This window comes from Dermabacter sp. HMSC06F07 (genome assembly GCF_001807345.1).
Classification (GTDB): Bacteria; Actinomycetota; Actinomycetes; order Actinomycetales; family Dermabacteraceae; genus Dermabacter; species Dermabacter hominis.
The window spans coordinates 163,673-181,372 of the sequence record NZ_KV788583.1; the positions used below are offsets into that span (position 1 = coordinate 163,673).

Sequence of the window (17,700 nt, forward strand, 5' to 3'; positions counted from 1 at the left end):
GGGAAGGGGAGGGAGGGGTGGCCTACCGCAGGGCAGGCAGCGCCTGCGCGAGGGCCTGGGCCGACGCCTGCGCAGCCACCTCGAGGCCAATATGAAACTCCTCGTTCGCCCGCGGTGAGCACAGATCGCTGACCGCGCGTAGCGCGAGGAACGGCACCTGCATCAGGTGCGCGACATGCGCAAACGCACACGATTCCATGTCGGCGGTGATGGCGCCCGGGAACTTCGCGCGCATGCCGTCAGCGATGTCTGCCGTGACAAAGGCATCGCCTGAAAGCATGAGGCCCGCACGAGCAGGAAGGCCCGCCGCCTCGACAGCCTCGAGGGCGCGGCGTGCACGCGTCGCGCACTCCTCCCTGCCGAACTGTGCGGGAGCACCCGGCACCTGGCCAGTCTCGTAACCGAAAGCCGTGGCCTCCGCGATCGAATACGCATAGGAAGAGCCAATCGCGACCGTGCCCACGGTGATGTCCTCAGCGAGGCCACCGCAACTGCCCACATTTACGATGAGGCGCGGCGAAAACTCGCCCACGGCCCACGCGAGCACGGCGCTCGCGGCTGCCGTGCCGACGCCCGTCGTCACAAGCGCGATAGGAGCCTGGCAACCGTCGGACCCCTGCGCTCCGGAGCCCGCACACTCGAGTGTGCCCACCGATGCGCTTACCTCGCCGGACGCGCCCGCACCGCGTCCCTTCCCGCCGCCCGCAAATGGGTGAGCGACCGCGCGAAGGTTTGTGCAGAGGGACGAAACGGCGGCAGCCTCGTCAGCCATCGCCGCGACAACGAGAACATCAACGTGAGAAGTCATGGAGCCAGTATCTCGTAAGGTCGAAACACTAGCCTTAAGGTGATTCGCGCATCGAGCCAGGAGGATCCCACCATGGGTCGCATCAAGCACTACGCCGCCATCGCGGGCCGCACACTCACGCGCACCCCGCTTCCCAACTTCGTGTACGAAATTGGGTTCGGCAAGGTGCGAATTGCCAAGCCACCCGCACCCGTGCAGAAACGGCACGCGATCGACATCGAACTGATCAACCGCACGCGAACCGTGTGGCTCGACAAGCACAAGGCCGATCGCGGCATCATCGTGTACCTCCACGGCGGCAGCTACATGGCGGGACCGTTCGTCGGCGACTGGGAGTGGCTCAGCAAGCAGATCGACGAGCGCGAGTGCGCGGGGCTCCTCATCGACTACCGCTATGGCCCCGACTACATGCACCCCACGGCCCTCGAGGACACCTTCGAAGTTATCAAGGCACTCGCCGCCGAGGGCCTCATCACCCAGGGCAACTGGGCGGTCGCCGGTCACCAGAGTGGTGCGGGGCTCGCACTGTCGCTTGCCTCGCTCGTGAACACGAGGGTCGACGGTGGCCTCGCAAACGCGAAGGCTAAGCCCGCCGGCATCGTGCTCATGAACCCCCTGCTCGATCTCGAATTCACCAATCTCGAACTGAGCGAAACGAACCAGCACGACCCCGTGCACGAGCGCCGCATCATGCAGCTCGCTGCAAAGAAGTATGCGGGGCGCACCCCGCTCGATGATCCGGCGCTCTCGCCGCTCAATGGGGACCTCCAAGGACTGCCGCCCGTGCACTTGAGCGTTGGCACGAAGGACCTTTTCCTCACCGATTCGCGGATCGTCACGCACCAGTTCGAGCGCGAAGAAGTCGAACTCACCTACCGTGAGATCCCCGGGAAAATCAGCGTCAACCCCCGGCTGCGCCGCGGCGCCGACATGGCCCGACTCCTCGAGGAGCAGCGAGAGTTCCTCGAGGCAAACCTCGCCGAGACGCCCGGGAAGTAGATCCCCGAGCGGCCTCGGCCACGATCACATCTGCGCGGGAGCCTGCACGCCGAGCAGGTCGAGGCCGGCGACGAGCGTGCGCTCGGTGAGCTTCGCAAGGGCGAGGCGGCCAAGCCGCACGTCGTCGCTCGCGTCCTTGAGGATTGGCGACTTCTCGTAGAAGCTCATGAACGCCTGCGCGAGATCGAAGAGGTACGCCGCGAGTTTGTGCGGGACGTACTGGCTGCCCACCTCGGCAACCGTCGGCGCGAACTGCAGGAGCTGAAGCGCGAGGGCCCGCTCGGGATCATCGACCACGCGCGGGGCCGCCGCCTCCACCTGCTCGGCGGAAATGCCCTGCTCGGAAGCCTTGCGCTGGATCGAGCGGATGCGCGCCACGGCGTACTGGAGGTACGGCGCCGTGTTGCCCTGGAGGGCGAGCATACGGTCGAGATCGAACACGTAATCCGAATCGTGCGCGGTCGAAAGATCCGCGTACTTGATGCTGCCGATGCCAATCTGGCGTGCGATTGTCGCCCGCTCATCCTCGGGCAGGTCCGGGCGAAGCTCGTCGATCACGGAGCGAGCCTTCACGACGCCCTCCTCGAGGAGCGCCATGAGGCGCAGCGAGGAACCAGAGCGTGTGCGGAGGATCTTGCCATCCTCGCCGAGAACCGAACCGATCTTCACGTGCTCCGCATCGACGGTTTCGGGGAGCCAACCGGCCTCGCGCGCAGTCGTGAAAACCATCTGGAAGTGAAGCTCCTGCGAGGAGCCCACGACGTACGCGATCCGGTCTGCTCCGAGGTCATTCACGCGGTGGCGAATAGCCGCAAAATCGGTCGTCGCGTAACCGTAGCCGCCGTCGGACTTACGAATGATGAGCGGAAGGGGCTGCTCGTCGCGGCCCGTGAATCCAGCCGGGAATACGCACAGAGCGCCATCCGAGACACGCGCGATCCCTGCCTTCTCGAGGTCATCGCACACGCCCGCGAGCGCGTAGTTGTAGGTCGATTCGCCCGCGAGGTCCTCATCGGTGAGGGTCACGTCGAGCATGTCGTAGATGCGGTGGAAGTACTGCTTCGAGAGACCAACGAGCTTCGTCCACATCGTAAGCGTCGCCTCGTCGCCCGACTGCAGGGTCGCGACTCGTGCACGCGCGCGCTTCGCGAAATCGGTCTGCTCCGTATCTGCATCGAATTTCGCGCGTGCCGCCTGGTAGAACGCGTTCGGGTCGGTCTCGAGAAGTTTCGCCTCTTCCGAATCCTCGCCCACTTCAAGCAGGTGTTCAATGAGCATGCCGAACGGCGTGCCCCAGTCGCCGATGTGGTTCTGGCGCACAACCTTGTGGCCTTCGAACTCGAGCACGCGCGCGAGAGCATCGCCCACGACGGTTGTGCGCAGGTGCCCCACGTGCATTTCCTTCGCCACGTTCGGCGCCGAGTAGTCGATCACGATCGTCTCGGCCTTATCAGGGCGGCCCACGCCGAGACGGTCATCGCCGTGCAGGTCGCCAGCTTGTGCCGCGACCCATTCGGTCTTGAGCGTGATGTTGAGGAAGCCGGGGCCGGCAATCTCGGGCGTCTCGGCAATATCGTCGAGCTGCACCTTCTCAAGGATCTGCTGGGCGAGGTCGCGTGGCTTCGCGCCAAGTTTCTTCGCGAGTCCCATCGCCGCGTTGCACTGGAAGTCCGAGAACTTCCCCGGCCTGATGATCGGGTCGGCGGTGCGGTACTCCTCGCCGAAAGCCTCGGCGAAGGCATCCTGAAAACAGGTCGTGAGGGCAAGTTCGGGTGCAGTCATACCCCAAGCCTACGGCGTCAAGCGGAGCCAGGTCATGCCGGAAGGGGTCTCGGAAGGGACGGTTTCGTCACGCAGGCGGCGCGTGGGCCCTTGAGAAGGCTCCGACGGTTGCTCACACAACTGAGGCGGCTCCGCCTTGTCGGCGGAGCCGCCCGTTTCTTTTGCGTGGCAATGTGGATCGAGATGGCGAGATTAGTGCTTTCCGCGCTCGCGTGCTCCGAACGTCAGCGCAATTCCTGCGGCGAGGACTGCCGTCGCGGTGCTGGCGATGAGCAGTGCTGACGTACCCGTGCGCGGAAGGGTGCGGGAGGGCATTGAGCTCTGCCCCGTGTTTGCGCCTACCGCCCGCGGTGTTCTTGCTGCCTGGTCGTGTGCCTGCTGGGGCTCGAAGCTCTCCGAACTCGCACGACCCGGGTCATTCTCGGAGATTGCGGGGGCATCCTCGCTCGGCACTCTCGGTTCGTTTGGTTCAGTCGGGTCACCTTGCTCAACCGGGTCAGGTTGTTCGCCGGTCGGGGTGTCCGACGGTTCCTCGCCCGCATTGTCGCCCGACTCTTCGGCTGGCGGTTCTGCGGGCTTTTCGTCGGGAGCTACGAGCCAGACTTTCTCGCCGGTGACGGTGATCGTGACGGGATCGAGACCCCTGCGCGTGAGTTCCCACGTGCTTTCGGGAATGAAATAGCCACGTTCGAGATCCTGCTCAGTGACCGTGTAGCGGGGTGTGGAACACGTGTACCCATCACCGGGTTTGAGATCGCGCCAGCGACAGTTGCCGGGGCCCTCCGGCACGAGCGGAGAGAGGTTGCTGGAGACTGGCGTCACGGTTTCGGTGACGTTTGCCGTCGAATCGACGCGGAATGTGTAGGGGACCTCGTCACCCACTTTGTAGGGATTTTTCACGAGGTCGCGTTCAGGCTCGCCAGGCGTTCCCACGATCGTGGCGCCGAGAGTATCGGGTGCAGTGTTGATGACGTTGAGATCGAGATCCCCGCGAACGGTGATGTCGGCGGCCGCGACGCGTACGTCGCCGTGCACTTCGCCCTTCGGAGCCCATGCGGGAGCCGAAACCTTGAGAGTGACCGTCGTGCTCTCACCCGGCTTGAGCGCCGGGGTTTCCACGGTAGGTGCGCTCCAGCCCTTTGGAAGGTCGACAGTCGCCGTGCCAGAGGCAAGATCTCGAGTGTCGTCATTGCGCAGAGTGAATGTGACCTCGCTCGTGTTTCCCGCACCGATATCGGCAGCTGCCTCGCCAAAGGCCGCGCAGAAGGGGTTCAGGAACTCCCTCGTGAACGCACCGTAGCGCTGCTCGTTCTTCGCGGACTCGTAGAACACACCGAAAGAACCATCTTCGAGCGCGACGAGATCCGAGTACGACGTGTCCCCAGCATTGAACGTGGTGACCGTCGGCCAAGTCTTGCCCGAGTCGCACGAGTAGCGGATGCTGCCGTTCGTGCGGCCGCTCGAGGAGTTGGCGTTCGAGAAGAGCAGTTCCTGTGCCGCGCGTGACTCAGGAGCGGCCGCGGGGTTCATGCGGATGATCGACGCGTTGTTGCGCGGATCAGTGAGAGTGTGGTCGAGCGACGGTTCGCTCCACGTCTCGCCGCCGTCCTTCGAATAGGCGACCCAGCGCGCGGTATACGTGTCATGAGCACGCGAGTTCATCATGAGCGTGCCATCAGCGAGCTCCACAACCTTGTTTTCGTCCATCTTCGTTCCCACGGGCGTGCCCATGTGCCACGTGGCGCCATGATCATCGGAGTACACCGAGTAGGCGCGCACGGTTCCATCGGTGAAGGCGCCTGCGTATTGCTGCACGAGACGGCCCTTGTGAGTACCGTTCTTGATTTGAATACCGTGGCCGCTTGTCGCAAACGTCGCGCGCACGCCCTCAGGCTTGACCGTTTCGGTGAGGGAGCGAAGCTCCCACGTCTCGCCATTGTCCTTCGACACGGCCACCGAAGCACTCATGACCTTGCGATCAGCATCATCATTGCCCTCGTGGCTATTCCAAAAACCCGTGTCCTTCGAGTGCACGAAGAACGTGAAAAGATTTCCCGTTTCCTCGTCGTACACGAAGCTAGGGTCCGAGTAGCCGTGGATCGGCTTCTCAACCTTGCCTGCGGCGATCACGGTTTGGGGCCCGAAAGTTTTTCCACCATCGGTCGAACGCCTCATGAGGATCGAATTTGGTCCGGGTGCATCGGTGCCCGTCGGTCGGCCGTCGTAAGCAGCAAGGACATCGCCGTTCTTGAGCTGGATGACGGCAGGGATGCGGTAGTTGCCGAACCCACCTTCACCGCCCATAGCGATGCGTTGCGATGTGAAACTCGATTCGGACGCGGGAGCGTCGGCCGCTCCTGGCGAGTCAGAAGGCGCCGCGAGCGCCGACATTGGTACGCCGAGCGCAAGTGCCACCGTTGCGCCAAAGGCGAGCCCTCTCGCTCGAAGGGAAAGGGGGGAATTCATCATTGGACTCCTTTTCGTGAGGCGTCGTGCGGGCTATCCCGCGCGGCTGAAGGCGGAACGCATCGGCTCCGCGACGCGTGCAAGCACGCGAGACCTCTCGTGAGCCGTGAGCCCTCGAGGGGTCTGGATCTTGACGCCTGCATAAAGCAGGTTGCCTACGGCAGCGGACATGCACGAGGTGAGTGCGTCGTCCGTCAACAGTGACGAAGGCTCATGGTCGACGTGGGGCAGGTGAGTGTCGGCCCACTGAGCGCCGTACATCGGGGTGCCGGCGCCCGCGCCCGAGGCCATGAACGCCCGCAAAACCCCCGCTCGCGAGGCATAGCGCACGTGTTCGAGTGGTGTTTGAGGATCGCGGGTTTCGAGCGCCGAACGACCCCAGTTGAGCGCGATGCCCACCCCAGTCTCCTTCGCGACGCGCACTTCCTCCTCGAGAGGAAGGAAGCGCTTTTCGCCCGGGAACGGCGAGCCAGCGGCATCGCAGTGCTCGATCACGAACTCGGGGTCGCCCTCGATCCGCTCTCTCATGAGCGTCTCAAGTGAGTGAGCAAAGGCGCTCGAATCTGCGTGATCAGTGGGAGCGGAGTGAATCTCGATCGCCATGACAGCGACCTCGAGTTCGCGTGAGGCCCGCACAATCTCCCTTACAAAGTCGAGCGCCGCCTCCCGACCGTCGGTATCTCGAGAGGCGAGGCCGAAGGAAGGGGCTTTCGCGAGGCGCTGCATCGTCCCAGGAATTGCCGTGATGACGTGCTGCGTGAACGGTGCACCCTTGACGAGCGCGAGATTGGGCAGCGAAGAGCGGTAGGGGAGCTCGAGACCATCAAATCCCTTGGGCTGTGCGAGCGCCGAGTAAAGCTCACGCGTATCCTGTTCGGCTCGCTCACCCGTGAGTGCAGGCTCAAGCGCGGCGTAAGCCCCCGCGATCCACACCGGCGCGGCATTCATGCTCGCTCACCGGCTCCGCGCACGGCGGCATCGAACCACGTCGTGATCGACGTCGGGTGCGTAATTGCGGTCCCCACCACGACTGCGAATGCTCCCGCCTCGCGACATGCCGCCGCATGGGCTTGACTGTGTACGCGCCCTTCGGCAACGACGGCGCGCCCGGGCAACTTCTCCACGAGGCTCGCGAGCAACTCGAGATCGGGACCGTCGGTCTTCTCGCGCGCTCCCGTATATCCCGCGAGGGTCGTGCCGACGATGTCGACGCCCGCCTCGGCTGCTGCAAGAGCGGACTCCTCGCTATCGCAATCAGCCATGATCGGTGCCTTGCTTCGTTCACGAATCCGCGCGACAGTTTCGGCAAAAGTGAGCCCATCGGGACGCTCACGAAGCGTCCCATCGAGCGCGAGAATGTCCGCACCCGCATCGAGAACTGCCTCGCAATGCTTGAGTGTTGGCGTGATAAACACGCCCTCGTTTCCGTCCTTCCAAATGCCGATCACGGGAACGTTGTTCACGGCAGCCTTCACCTGGCGAATATCGTCGAGACCTTGCGCACGAACGGCGCTTGCTCCGCCCTGTTCAACGGCCGCGGCAATCTGCGCCATCGTGCGCGGATCGCGCATGGGCTCGCCCGGGTAGGCCTGACACGAGACGATAAGGGAGCCCTCGAGGGCTTTGACGATGGGGTGCATGGTTCAGCCTTCCGTGGCGGTTTCAGTCAGTGCGAAATGTGCGGCACCGAGGAGCGCCGCGTGGTTGCCCGCGCTTGCGGGCACGATGGGAGTATTTCCGACGGCATCCATGGCACTCTCGCGCACGCCTTCGCGAAGTGAAGCCCACCATCCGTCACCGGCGGCGCCGCTCGCGGAGGCAACGCCTCCCGTGATCGCGACGACGTGGGGGTCAACGACATTGAGTTGGTCGCCAATTGCGCGGCCCGTGAGACGGCCCGCGTCCATGAGTGTTTCGAGAGCGATTGTCGAACCGTCGTTCGCGAGATCCGCGACTTCGCGTGTGGAAGCTGCGGGGATTCCGCGCCTCGTGAGCTCGGCCGCGATGCCGGGACCAGACGCAAACCCTTCGAGGTGTCCGCGCCTCCCACATGTGCACACGAGTTCTTCGACACCGGGAATCCCCGCGGTACGCACGTGCCCGATGTGGCCAGCGGCGCCACGCGCACCCGTAAGGACTTCCCCGTGGGTGACGAAGGCGCCACCGATGCCCGTGCCAACGGCCACGAGAAGTAGCGAATCGCGGTCCTTGCCTGCGCCGAACATGGCTTCTCCGAGGCCGTGCGCGTGAACGTCGTTGAGGACGCGGGTGTGTGCGCCGAACTCAGCGCGGAAAACACTCGCAAGATTCGTGCCCGGCCAGCCCTGAAGTGCATCGGTGGCGGCGGTGACGAGCCCTCGTGCTGTATCGATCACGCCCGCCGAAGCAATTCCGATGGCTTTGAGGGTCTCCTCATCGTCGCCGGCGAGGCTAAGGGCCTCGCGGGCGACTGCAAGTGATGCGGCAAGAACGGCCTTCGCGCCGTCGCGGGCGGGCGTCGCAGTCGTGGCTACCTGGCAGAGGGAAGGTGCGGCCGCGCCCTCCTCGAAAACCACCACGGCGGCATTGATTTTAGTCCCGCCGAGATCAACGGCGAGCACGCGCGTGGGCCCGGCAGTCATGATTGCCTACTTGAGAAGACCGGTTGACTGGAGGATTCCGCGGATCTTTTCAACCGATTCGCCCTCGATTGGGGTCATCGGTTCACTCATCATGTTCGTGGCGAACAGCCCGAGTTCGCGAAGCGCCGTCTTAAATGCGCCGACGCCAGCGGCGGGGCCGGTTTTGCCAACGGGCTGGAACACGATTTCGAACAGCGCGGCAAGGCGATCTTGTTCGGTTCGTACCTTTTGCCAATCCCCTTCCACGAAGGCTTTGTGCATGCGCACGTAGCCCGCCGGATCGACATTGCCGAGGCCCGGCACCGATCCATCAGCGCCGGAGAGGTAAGCGCCGTCTACGACAACTTCGTGTCCCGTGAGCACGCTCAGCGGACTGCCCGCGGCACGATTCATGGCGGTCAGCCGTCGGAATGACACATCATCGCCTGAGGAATCTTTGACGCCCGTGAGTAGTCCTTCGCTGCCAAGCGCCACGAGCATGTGTGGGCTCAGCTTGACGTGCACGCATACCGGCAGGTCATAGGCCCATACGGGAACCTCGGCGTGTTCACCGAGTACTCGGAAGTGACGTTCGATCTCGGCTGGGCCCGTGATGGCATAGAAGGGCGCGGTCGCGACGACGCCTGCTACGCCGTACTTCTGAGCAGTTTTGACATGCTCAAGAACGCGGTTCGTTTCTGTGTCGATCACGCCGGCGAGAACGGGGACGCGGCCGGCGACCACACCGGTAACGGTTTCAAGGATTTGCTCGCGCATGCGATCTGTATGGAATACGACTTCACTCGAAGATCCGAGAGCGAAAATCCCGTCGACGCCGCCCTCGATCAGGTGGTTGACGAGGCGCTCGAGAGATTCGACATCGAGTTCGCGGGAATTTGTGAGTGGAATGACAAGGGGCGGGATAACGCCCGCGAGGCGTCCCTGGGGGGCCATAGCAAAAAATCCTTCTGTTCGAGGTTCCGCCGCTTCGTTGCCGACGGTCCAGCTCATGTAACCAGACGTCAGATGTCTGATGTCTGACAACAGACTAGAGTGAGTGGGGAGTTACGTCAAGGCGTTCAGTGTTCGGGAGCTGTGCGCGACGTCACTCCGATGAGTTTCGTGATGATTAGCGGGCGACTAGTGAAAAATGGAGAAAAGACATGGAAACGGTGCCTCGTTCGCACGTGAAAGAGGTAATGCTCCAGGATGCATCAAGCCTCCACTTCGCATTTGTTTCACACGGAAGTGGGACGCTTCTAGTGCGCGAATCGAAAAATTCTCGACTGGAAATATCAATCCGCAACTCTCGCCTCGTGGTAGACATTTCCCGCGACGGTGCAAGACGAACCCTCGATGCCGAGGACGCCGACCACGTTGACGACGGCGAGATGCATACCTTGTCGCTCACTCGAAGCGCGAATGGAACGAATCTCTACCTCGACGGATACCAAGTCTTTTGCTCCACCTCGACGCTTGCGTGGCCCGAGTCTAGCGAGGGCGAAACTCTGATCAATCAGCTCGGTGATCCACGTATAGAAGGTATGCTCGACCTCCCTCGAGAACTTGAAGCCCGCGAAATTCTCGCGAAAGCGATAGCTGTTCAACCATTCGTGGAGTTCGCTGCCTCTCGCCTTTCTAACCGGGATGCTAAACGGGTAGGAAAACTTTCTAAAGGCTCAATTCGCGTACGATTTCGTGTTCGTGGTAGGCATCAAGCTGGAACTATTCTTGAAGCCAGAGGAAGTAATGGAAAACTCGCCCTTTCGATCGAACGCGGAAACATTGTGTACCGCGTGATCGAGGCGGAAGAGACTCTGTGCGAACTCGAGGCGTACGGTCAATGGGACGACGGCAACTGGCACGAACTCGTCGTCACAACCGGCTACGGTGCAAGCACCCTCTACGTCGATGGCTACGAGGTCGCGAGAAGCGCGGGCGTGTGCTTCTTCAGTGACGTCGATGGAGTCGATCGCATCTCCGTGGGACAGGACCTCGACGGTGCGCGGCTCTTCGGTGAGGCGCAAACCGCGATGATCTACGCACGCATACTTTCCGATAATCACATCAAGCATCTTTGCGGTATTGAGCCGCTGCACACGAAAGCGCTTTTCGATCTCGGATATGAGGATGCTCAAAGTTACCGAATCCCCGCCCTGCTCACTACGCATCGAGGGACTCTTATCGCGGGAGCCGACCAGCGCATCAGCATCCCGAACGACAGCCCGAATCACATAAACTTCGTCATTCGGCGCAGCACCGATGGTGGCCGCACCTGGGGACCGCTGCGCACGATCGTGCGCTCCATTGGAGCGGGTTTAAAGGGAGCCTCTGCAACCGACCCCGTCCTCGTCCAACACCGCGAGAGTGGGCGCATCATCGCGCTCTTTGATCATTTCCCGGGGGCGATTGGTCAGCTGAATGCGATTGCTGGTACCGGCTACACCCCCGAGGGAAAGCGGATTTTGCTCGACTCTGAGGGGGAGCAGTACGTCGCTGGCAGCGATGGCACGGTTCGTTCGGCTTCGGGATCTCCCACGGATTTCATGCTCGATTCTGATGGTTGCCTGCGTGATGGCGCGGCCCAGCTCGGGCACGTCGAAACCGCTCGAGATGAACTCACCGCTCCGCCCCTCACAGTCATGCCCACGAGTTACCTGTGGATGGTGGTAAGCGACGACGACGGAGAGACGTGGAGTGAACCCATCGATCTGAATCCTCAGGTCAAGGAGCCGTGGATGCCGTTCCTTGGGGCTTCACCCGGGACCGGTGTATGCGTGGAAAACGGGCCTTATTCCGGGCGGCTCGTGATGCCCGTGTACTACAGCGATACATCCGGGTCCTCCTTTGCGTGTGCGGCCCTTCTGAGTGATGATGCGGGCCACACCTGGCGCCTCGGTGGCTCTCCAAATGACTCTCGCGAGTGGCGTGGGTGTGACGAGGCATCGCTCTATGAGTCGAGCATCGTGGAAGTGGAAGGAGGCGAGCTTGTCGTGTTTGCACGCAATCAACACCCCTCCGGGAACGTTGCGGTGTCACGTAGCACTGACGGTGGCGAGACCTGGTCGAGTGTCTCGTATGATCCGCAGCTTACGGAGATCTTTAGCCAACCGAACGCTGTGCGAATCGACATGGACGGTCGAGAGGCAGTGGTGTTCGCCAATGCCAGTGCTCTTTTGCCCTTTCGCGGCTGCGGCACTCTCAGGCTTAGCATGGACGGCGCGCGCACATGGCCCCACAATCGCGTCTTCAATCCCCGCCACTACGTCTATCAATCGATGACTCAGCTGCCGAACGGCAACATTGGGCTGCTGTGGGAGCGCGAGTGGCACGGTCTCTTCTTCACGGAGATTCCGCTGACGTGGCTTACCGGCTCGCAAAGCACCCGCGTAGAGGCGTAGGACACACGTGGAGGCGGGAGCGATGGGCTCCCGCCTCCACGTGTGGTGTCGAGCGTTATAAGAGTGCGGGCGCCGCTGCGAGAAGGGTCTGAGTGTATGGATCCGTGGCATTGCGGAACACTTCTTCGCTCGGACCCGACTCAACGATCTTGCCGCGATTCATTACGATGAGCGTGTCGGAAACGAACCGCACCGTATTGATGTCGTGGGAAATGAACACGAGTCCAAGCCCGAGTTCCTTTTTAAGGTCGGTCAGGAGGTTGAGCACCTGCGCGCGTACCGACACGTCGAGGGCCGAAGTCGGCTCATCCGCGATGACGATGTCTGGCTCGAGCGCGAGAGCGCGCGCGATAGCGACGCGCTGTCGCTGACCACCCGAGATTTGCCGCGGCAAAACCGACAGTGCAGATTGCGGAAGGCCCACGAGGCGCACGAGCTCCTTGACCATCGCCAGGCGCTGCCGTTCCGTGCCGATACCATGCACGCGAAGTGGATCCATCAGGGTGTCCTGAACGATCATGCGTGGGTTGAGCGCTGTAGACGGATCCTGGAACACGACCGAGATTGCTCGACCACGTTCACGCCGCGCCGAGCGACTGCGCCGCAGATCGTTCCCCTTGAAGAACACTTTTCCACTCGTAGGCTGCTGGAGCCCCAACATCACGTTCGCAAGAGTCGATTTGCCAGAGCCGGATTCACCGACAATGCCGATGACTTCGCCGCGGCGCACCTGGACGCTGATTCCGTCGACCGCGCGAATTGTGTCGGGTTTGAGGATTGATCCCGTGCGCAGCGTGTGCACGACGTGGATGTCCTGGAGGTCGAGGACGGGCGGGTCGTTTGGGTCGTGTATGGAACTTTCGCGACCCGTGTGTGATGTGATGCTGTGACTCATTCCTGATCACCCCTGTGTGCGCTCGTTGCCGCATCCCGCGCAGGGCGGGCGGCGACGATAGATTCGGGAAGCCCCACGGTGGAAGCGACGCGATGTGTGGTACCGGGAACGTCCCACAGTCGTGGTTTCTCCGCGAGACCAATTTCCGGGGTCGAGGACCGCGGCGCGAAGCGGTCACCCGCGACGAACTCGCGCGGGGAGGGAACAGTGCCCTGGACCTGGTGGAGCCGTTCGGCCCCAGCTTCGATCGAGAGTACTGAACCGAGGAGGCCCTGCGTGTACTCATGTCGAGGATCTGTCAGCACCTCGGTCGTGGTGCCTTGCTCGACAACCTGACCTGCGTACATCACCGTGATCTTGTGCGCGAGCTGGGCGACGAGCGCGAGATCGTGGCTCACGAATAGCATGGCGAAACCGAGTTCCTCGCGCAGATGATTGAGGAGCTCAACGACCTGCTTTTGGACGGTCACGTCGAGCGCCGTCGTGGGCTCGTCGGCGATCACGAGTTTGGGGTCGCGCGTAAGGGCCATCGCGATGAGCACGCGCTGGCGTTGGCCGCCCGAAAGCTCGTGTGGGTAGCTCTTGAGTATGCGCTTTGGGTCGAGCCCGACGAGCTCAAGGAGCTCCTCGGCACTGCGTGTCCCGCCACGCTTGGTGAGCTGCGCCATCTGGCTCTTGATGAGCATAGACGGATTGAGCGAGCTGAGTGCGTCTTGATAGATCATCGCCATCTCACGTCCACGCATCTCGTTGAGTTGGCGCGTATTCATGTCGAGTAGGTTCTTCCCCTCGAGCGTCGCGGTGCCTCGAACATTGGCAGTCTTGGGCAGAAGGCCCATGATCGCCATCGACGTGACGGACTTGCCGGAGCCCGATTCGCCGACGAGCCCCATGGTTTCACCGGGACGGATGGTGAAATTCACTCCGTCAACGATGTCGACGTCGCCGTGAGCGTTCGGGAATGAGACGCGAAGATTGCGGACATCGAGGAGTGGTGCCGCTTCTGGGTCACCCTCGTAAATGAGACGATCATTGCGCTCGCGCTCTTTGATATGGAGCTTGTTAAGCGACTCCAGGAGCCTCGCGCGCGCCTTCGCAGGATCGATGAGGCCGAGCGTGTTGAGGCTTGCCTCGGGTGCTTCCTGTGCCTTCTTTTCGTCGGCCGCGACGTCGACGATCGTCTTTACGCGCGGTGAGGCGAAGGCGTCGGTCATCCCTTCCGAAAGAATGTTGAGGCTCAGGACTGTAATAAGGATCATGAGGCCTGGGAAGAAGGTGGGCCACCAGTACCCCGACAACAGGAGCTGCTTTCCTTGCGCAAGGATATTGCCCCACGACGGGTTCGGCGGTTGCACGCCCGCGTTGATGAAGCTCAGCGAAGCCTCGAGCACAATCGCATCGGCGACCAGGACTGTCGCGAACACGAGAATCGGGGCGAGGCAGTTGCGGGCGACGTGCTTGACAAGAATCCAGGGGATTCCGGCACCCATAACTTTCGAAGCATTCACGTAGTCTTCGCCAAACTGCGAAAGCACGTTGGCGCGCACGACTCGCGAGAGCTGCGGGACGTAGAGGAAGCCAATCGCCATGATGAGTACTGGCAAGGAGTTGCCAAACGCGGCAACGAAAACTGCGGCAAGCGCGATACCCGGAATGGACATGACGACGTCGAGGCAGCGCATGAGGATTTCGGAGGCCCATTTGTGGGCTGTTGCCGCAAATGACCCGAGTACAGCCGCGATGAGGAGGGCGAGCGCCGTTGCGCTCAAACCGATGATGAGGGAGGAACGAGCGCCATACACGACCCTCGCGAACACGTCTCGCCCGATCTGGTCGGTTCCGAAGAAGTGCTCGCCGCTCGGTGGCTTCACGGGCATGCCAGTCGCGAGTGGGTCGTGCGTTGTGATCACCGGGGCGAGGATCGCCGCGAGGATCAGGATCGCGAGAAAGACCGCCGCGAGGACGTTCATGGGGTTGAGGCCCCTGAGCGCTTTGAGGGTGCCGCCCGAGGAGCGCTGGAGTTTTGCGTCAAGATTTGGTCGCATTAGATGCTCCTAATCCGCGGGTTGATGAGCACGTAAAGGATGTCGACGAGCAAGTTGATGACGATGAATGCGATGGCCACGGTGAGTGTGACGCCCTGCACGAGATACACGTCGTTGCGCTGGATACCGTCGAGAATGAGCTTGCCCATTGCCTGAATGTTGAAGATGATCTCGATGATGACCGCACCACCCATGAGGTAGCCGACGCGAAGACCGAGCACTGTCACGGGTGTGATGAGCGCATTGCGAAGCACGTTTCGAGAGATCACGATCGGGTAGGGGATGCCGGCGCCGATCGCAGTGCGCACGTAGTCGCGGTCGAGTTCTTCCACCATCGAGGTACGAACGACGCGAGTGAGCGATCCTGCAACGGGAATAGCTCCCGCGATCGCGGGGAGCGTCATGTTCAGAAGATATTGCTGCGGGTCGTCAGCGAAGGATGTCCAGCCCGAGACAAGCGCAGGGAAGAAGCCCCAGCCGCCAGGAATGTCGCCGAGCCATTGAATAAGGAGAATCGCCAGCCAGAAACTCGGGGTAGCAAGCGAGGCAATCGAAAGCACGCGGATGATCTGGTCAACGAAGGTGTCGCGATAGAGCGCAGCGAGGACGCCCAGTGTGAACGAAAGGATGACCGCGATGATAAGGCTGAGGAAGGTCAGTTCTAGGGTTCGTGGGAAGGCCTGCGCCACCATTTCGGTCACGGGAACACCGCCCGAAGAGGTGCCGAGATCCCCGGTGAAAAGCCCGCCGAGGAATGAGAAGAACCGCACGAGAAGCGGATCATTGAGGCCGTGTAGCTCGCGGTAGTTGTTGAGGGCTTCGGCCGAGGCGGCTTCGCCGAGTGCGAGCCGTGCCGGGTCTACGTTGGAAAAGCTCATCACGATGAAAACGAGCAGAGCGACCCCAACGACCATGAAGGGCAGGGAGATGAGCCTTCGGCCAATGAGTCTTGCGAATTGAGCCATGCGACTTTGTCCTTAGAAATGAGCGCCATTGCTGGCGCGTGGGCCGGGAGACGAGGTGGAGTGGGAACACCTCGCCTCCCGGCGAGAGTGGGGACCTCGGTTAGAGAGTCGTGCCGACGTTGACGAAGCTCAGGCCCGTGAGTGAAATCGGCTTGAAGTCGATGAGGGTCTCAGCGTTGTACGCGGTCGGGGTCTTGCGGTGGAACAGCGGGTAAAGCGGAACCTCGTTCGAGATGAGATCGAAAGCGGCGTGCCACGCTTCGAGTTGAGCGGCCTCTTCAGTCGCCTGGATGCCTTTATCGAGCAGCTCCTGGAGTTGGTTGTAAGCCTCGCTACCCTTCCAGTGCATGCGAGAATCCGTCCACGTGTCACCCGCGTACCACCAGCGCATGAGCAAGTCAGCATCGGAGCCGAAAACCGACGGGTCGCCGGGGGCGATTACGACGTCGTAGGCTTCCGGTTTACCGTCGATCGTCGTGTATACCTCGGCCGACTGCTTTTGCTCGAAGTGCACGGTGACGCCGGTTGCCTTGAGAGATTCCTGAATGATGGGTGTCACCTGCTGGACCCAGTCGTGGTCGGTGCACAGCATGCGGAACTCTGTGAGACCGGTTTCCCCAAAGAGTTTCTTAGCCATGTCGGCATCGTGCGAGTAGACGGTCGCGGCCTCCTTGTAAGCCGGATTCTCCTTGTCCACGAAGCACGTGGCAGCGGTCGCCTGCCCAGCGAGGGCCGTCTCGATGACCTTGTCCATGTCGATCGCGTAGAGGAACGCCTGGCGGTTCTTGACATTAGCGAAGGGGTTGCCTTCGGTGTTGTTGAACATCGCGAAAAGAAGACCGAAACCCTGTACGGAGTCGACGGTTGCGACGGACTTGAGAGCATCGATCGAGAGGTAGGGAACCGAGTCGATCGCCTGCACATCACCTGACTGGAGCGAGTTAGTACGAGTCGCAGCGTCGGGGATGACCTGCCATTCCATCGTCTTCGCGCGCGCCGGCTTCTGCCCGGTGTAGTCATCGTTACGCTCGAACTTCACGATCTTTGAAGCAGCACCGTTATCGATCATCTTCCACGCACCCGTGCCAATGGGGTTTGCGTCAAATGCGGCGGCGTCCTTTTCGACGGCGGCCTTCGGGACGATCTTGACGACAGCAAGGCGCTCGGCAAGTGGGCCAACGGGATGCTTGAGTGCGATGCTTACCCCGTTGTCACCATTCTCCTTGACCGAGTCAATGAAGGAAATGAACTGCGAGTAGAGCGAGTTATTGGCAGGGTCGAGGACGCGTTCAAAGGAGAATACGACGTCCGCGGGGGTTACGGGGGAGCCGTCATGGAACTTAGCGTCCTTGCGGAGCTCAATATCAACGGTCGTATTGTCGCCCTTCGGGAGCTCAGACGCGAGTGCTGGATAAACCTCGCCTGTTGCAGGGTCGAGTTCCGTGAGGCCTTCGAGGGTGTGCCAATTGACCGCGATTGTGAGTGCTGAGGTCGTGGTCATGGGGTCATAGCCGTTGGTTCCGAGCTCGTAGGAGATCGAGGCCTTGATCGTGCCGTCCGCGTTAGCCTTGCCGGCACTGGCGCCTGACCCTCCGGAGCCGCCGGACTTTTTGTCCGAGGGGGCGCACGCAGTGATGGCGGCGACCAGACCCGCGGCGCTTGCCGTGAGGGCGCCGGTCTTAAGAACTGAGCGGCGAGAGACAGTGCGTGAGTTGCTCACTTTTGCTCCTTTGCAAAGG

At 61.9% G+C, this 17,700-nt stretch carries 13 protein-coding genes; 2 read left to right on the forward strand and 11 right to left on the reverse strand.

All coding sequences use genetic code 11. From position 1 onward, the window contains the following. Positions 1-22: 22 nt before the first annotated feature. Positions 23-808, reverse strand: coding sequence for a 5'-methylthioadenosine/S-adenosylhomocysteine nucleosidase (gene mtnN, locus HMPREF3157_RS05200; RefSeq protein ID WP_016663394.1), 786 nt, complete (start codon positions 806-808; stop codon positions 23-25). 72 nt (positions 809-880) lie between these two features. Between mtnN and HMPREF3157_RS05205 the strand changes: the two genes are divergently transcribed. Beyond that, entirely contained in the window at positions 881-1,807 is a 927-nt protein-coding gene (locus HMPREF3157_RS05205) for an alpha/beta hydrolase fold domain-containing protein (protein ID WP_070435733.1), read from the forward strand. Between the two features lie 24 nt (positions 1,808-1,831). Here HMPREF3157_RS05205 and argS read toward each other — a convergent pair whose 3' ends face one another. The 6 genes from argS to HMPREF3157_RS05235 all read right to left on the reverse strand — a co-directional run bounded on the left by argS (position 1,832) and on the right by HMPREF3157_RS05235 (position 9,609). After that, complete coding sequence (gene argS, locus HMPREF3157_RS05210) at positions 1,832-3,589, reverse strand: arginine--tRNA ligase (RefSeq protein ID WP_070435734.1); 1,758 nt, start codon at positions 3,587-3,589, stop codon at positions 1,832-1,834. 192 nt (positions 3,590-3,781) lie between these two features. Then, positions 3,782-6,058 (reverse strand): exo-alpha-sialidase, encoded by a 2,277-nt coding sequence (locus HMPREF3157_RS05215; RefSeq protein ID WP_051120600.1) that lies wholly within the window; start codon positions 6,056-6,058, stop codon positions 3,782-3,784. 30 nt (positions 6,059-6,088) lie between these two features. Continuing rightward, positions 6,089-7,003, reverse strand: a complete 915-nt coding sequence (locus HMPREF3157_RS05220) for a DUF4862 family protein (RefSeq protein ID WP_016663390.1) — start codon at positions 7,001-7,003, stop codon at positions 6,089-6,091. Beyond that, the gene (locus HMPREF3157_RS05225; protein WP_070435735.1) at positions 7,000-7,695 is read right to left on the reverse strand and encodes an N-acetylmannosamine-6-phosphate 2-epimerase; all 696 of its coding nucleotides are present in this window, start codon (positions 7,693-7,695) and stop codon (positions 7,000-7,002) included. Before HMPREF3157_RS05225 ends, HMPREF3157_RS05220 begins: the two co-directional genes overlap by 4 nt. A gap of 3 nt (positions 7,696-7,698) precedes the next feature. After that, positions 7,699-8,676, reverse strand: coding sequence for an ROK family protein (locus HMPREF3157_RS05230; RefSeq protein WP_034371065.1), 978 nt, complete (start codon positions 8,674-8,676; stop codon positions 7,699-7,701). Between the two features lie 6 nt (positions 8,677-8,682). Continuing rightward, positions 8,683-9,609 (reverse strand): dihydrodipicolinate synthase family protein, encoded by a 927-nt coding sequence (locus tag HMPREF3157_RS05235; RefSeq protein WP_016663387.1) that lies wholly within the window; start codon positions 9,607-9,609, stop codon positions 8,683-8,685. Between the two features lie 245 nt (positions 9,610-9,854). Between HMPREF3157_RS05235 and HMPREF3157_RS05240 the strand changes: the two genes are divergently transcribed. Next, complete coding sequence (locus tag HMPREF3157_RS05240; protein ID WP_141740632.1) at positions 9,855-12,056, forward strand: sialidase family protein; 2,202 nt, start codon at positions 9,855-9,857, stop codon at positions 12,054-12,056. A gap of 55 nt (positions 12,057-12,111) precedes the next feature. On the opposite strand, the gene HMPREF3157_RS05245 is transcribed toward HMPREF3157_RS05240, so the two are convergent. From HMPREF3157_RS05245 to HMPREF3157_RS05260, 4 genes are all read right to left on the reverse strand, one after another. After that, positions 12,112-12,951, reverse strand: coding sequence for an ABC transporter ATP-binding protein (locus HMPREF3157_RS05245; RefSeq protein ID WP_016663385.1), 840 nt, complete (start codon positions 12,949-12,951; stop codon positions 12,112-12,114). Continuing rightward, positions 12,948-14,996: a dipeptide/oligopeptide/nickel ABC transporter permease/ATP-binding protein gene (locus HMPREF3157_RS05250; protein ID WP_016663384.1), complete on the reverse strand. Its 2,049-nt coding sequence runs from the start codon at positions 14,994-14,996 to the stop codon at positions 12,948-12,950. Before HMPREF3157_RS05250 ends, HMPREF3157_RS05245 begins: the two co-directional genes overlap by 4 nt. Beyond that, positions 14,996-15,961 carry an ABC transporter permease gene (locus tag HMPREF3157_RS05255; protein WP_016663383.1) on the reverse strand — a complete coding sequence of 322 codons (966 nt, stop codon included), beginning with the start codon at positions 15,959-15,961 and terminating at the stop codon, positions 14,996-14,998. Before HMPREF3157_RS05255 ends, HMPREF3157_RS05250 begins: the two co-directional genes overlap by 1 nt. Before the next feature lie 100 nt (positions 15,962-16,061). Beyond that, positions 16,062-17,681 carry an ABC transporter substrate-binding protein gene (locus HMPREF3157_RS05260; RefSeq protein WP_016663382.1) on the reverse strand — a complete coding sequence of 540 codons (1,620 nt, stop codon included), beginning with the start codon at positions 17,679-17,681 and terminating at the stop codon, positions 16,062-16,064. Positions 17,682-17,700 lie beyond the last annotated feature (19 nt).

What these genes read in the sequence shown, in the direction of transcription:
- mtnN (WP_016663394.1), bottom strand. Translation starts at nt 808, where the DNA reads ATGACTTCTCACGTTGATGTTCTCGTTGTCGCGGCGATGGCTGACGAG.
- HMPREF3157_RS05205 (WP_070435733.1), top strand. Translation starts at nt 881, where the DNA reads ATGGGTCGCATCAAGCACTACGCCGCCATCGCGGGCCGCACACTCACG.
- argS (WP_070435734.1), bottom strand. Translation starts at nt 3,589, where the DNA reads ATGACTGCACCCGAACTTGCCCTCACGACCTGTTTTCAGGATGCCTTC.
- HMPREF3157_RS05215 (WP_051120600.1), bottom strand. Translation starts at nt 6,058, where the DNA reads ATGATGAATTCCCCCCTTTCCCTTCGAGCGAGAGGGCTCGCCTTTGGC.
- HMPREF3157_RS05220 (WP_016663390.1), bottom strand. Translation starts at nt 7,003, where the DNA reads ATGAATGCCGCGCCGGTGTGGATCGCGGGGGCTTACGCCGCGCTTGAG.
- HMPREF3157_RS05225 (WP_070435735.1), bottom strand. Translation starts at nt 7,695, where the DNA reads ATGCACCCCATCGTCAAAGCCCTCGAGGGCTCCCTTATCGTCTCGTGT.
- HMPREF3157_RS05230 (WP_034371065.1), bottom strand. Translation starts at nt 8,676, where the DNA reads ATGACTGCCGGGCCCACGCGCGTGCTCGCCGTTGATCTCGGCGGGACT.
- HMPREF3157_RS05235 (WP_016663387.1), bottom strand. Translation starts at nt 9,609, where the DNA reads ATGGCCCCCCAGGGACGCCTCGCGGGCGTTATCCCGCCCCTTGTCATT.
- HMPREF3157_RS05240 (WP_141740632.1), top strand. Translation starts at nt 9,855, where the DNA reads ATGCTCCAGGATGCATCAAGCCTCCACTTCGCATTTGTTTCACACGGA.
- HMPREF3157_RS05245 (WP_016663385.1), bottom strand. Translation starts at nt 12,951, where the DNA reads ATGAGTCACAGCATCACATCACACACGGGTCGCGAAAGTTCCATACAC.
- HMPREF3157_RS05250 (WP_016663384.1), bottom strand. Translation starts at nt 14,996, where the DNA reads ATGCGACCAAATCTTGACGCAAAACTCCAGCGCTCCTCGGGCGGCACC.
- HMPREF3157_RS05255 (WP_016663383.1), bottom strand. Translation starts at nt 15,961, where the DNA reads ATGGCTCAATTCGCAAGACTCATTGGCCGAAGGCTCATCTCCCTGCCC.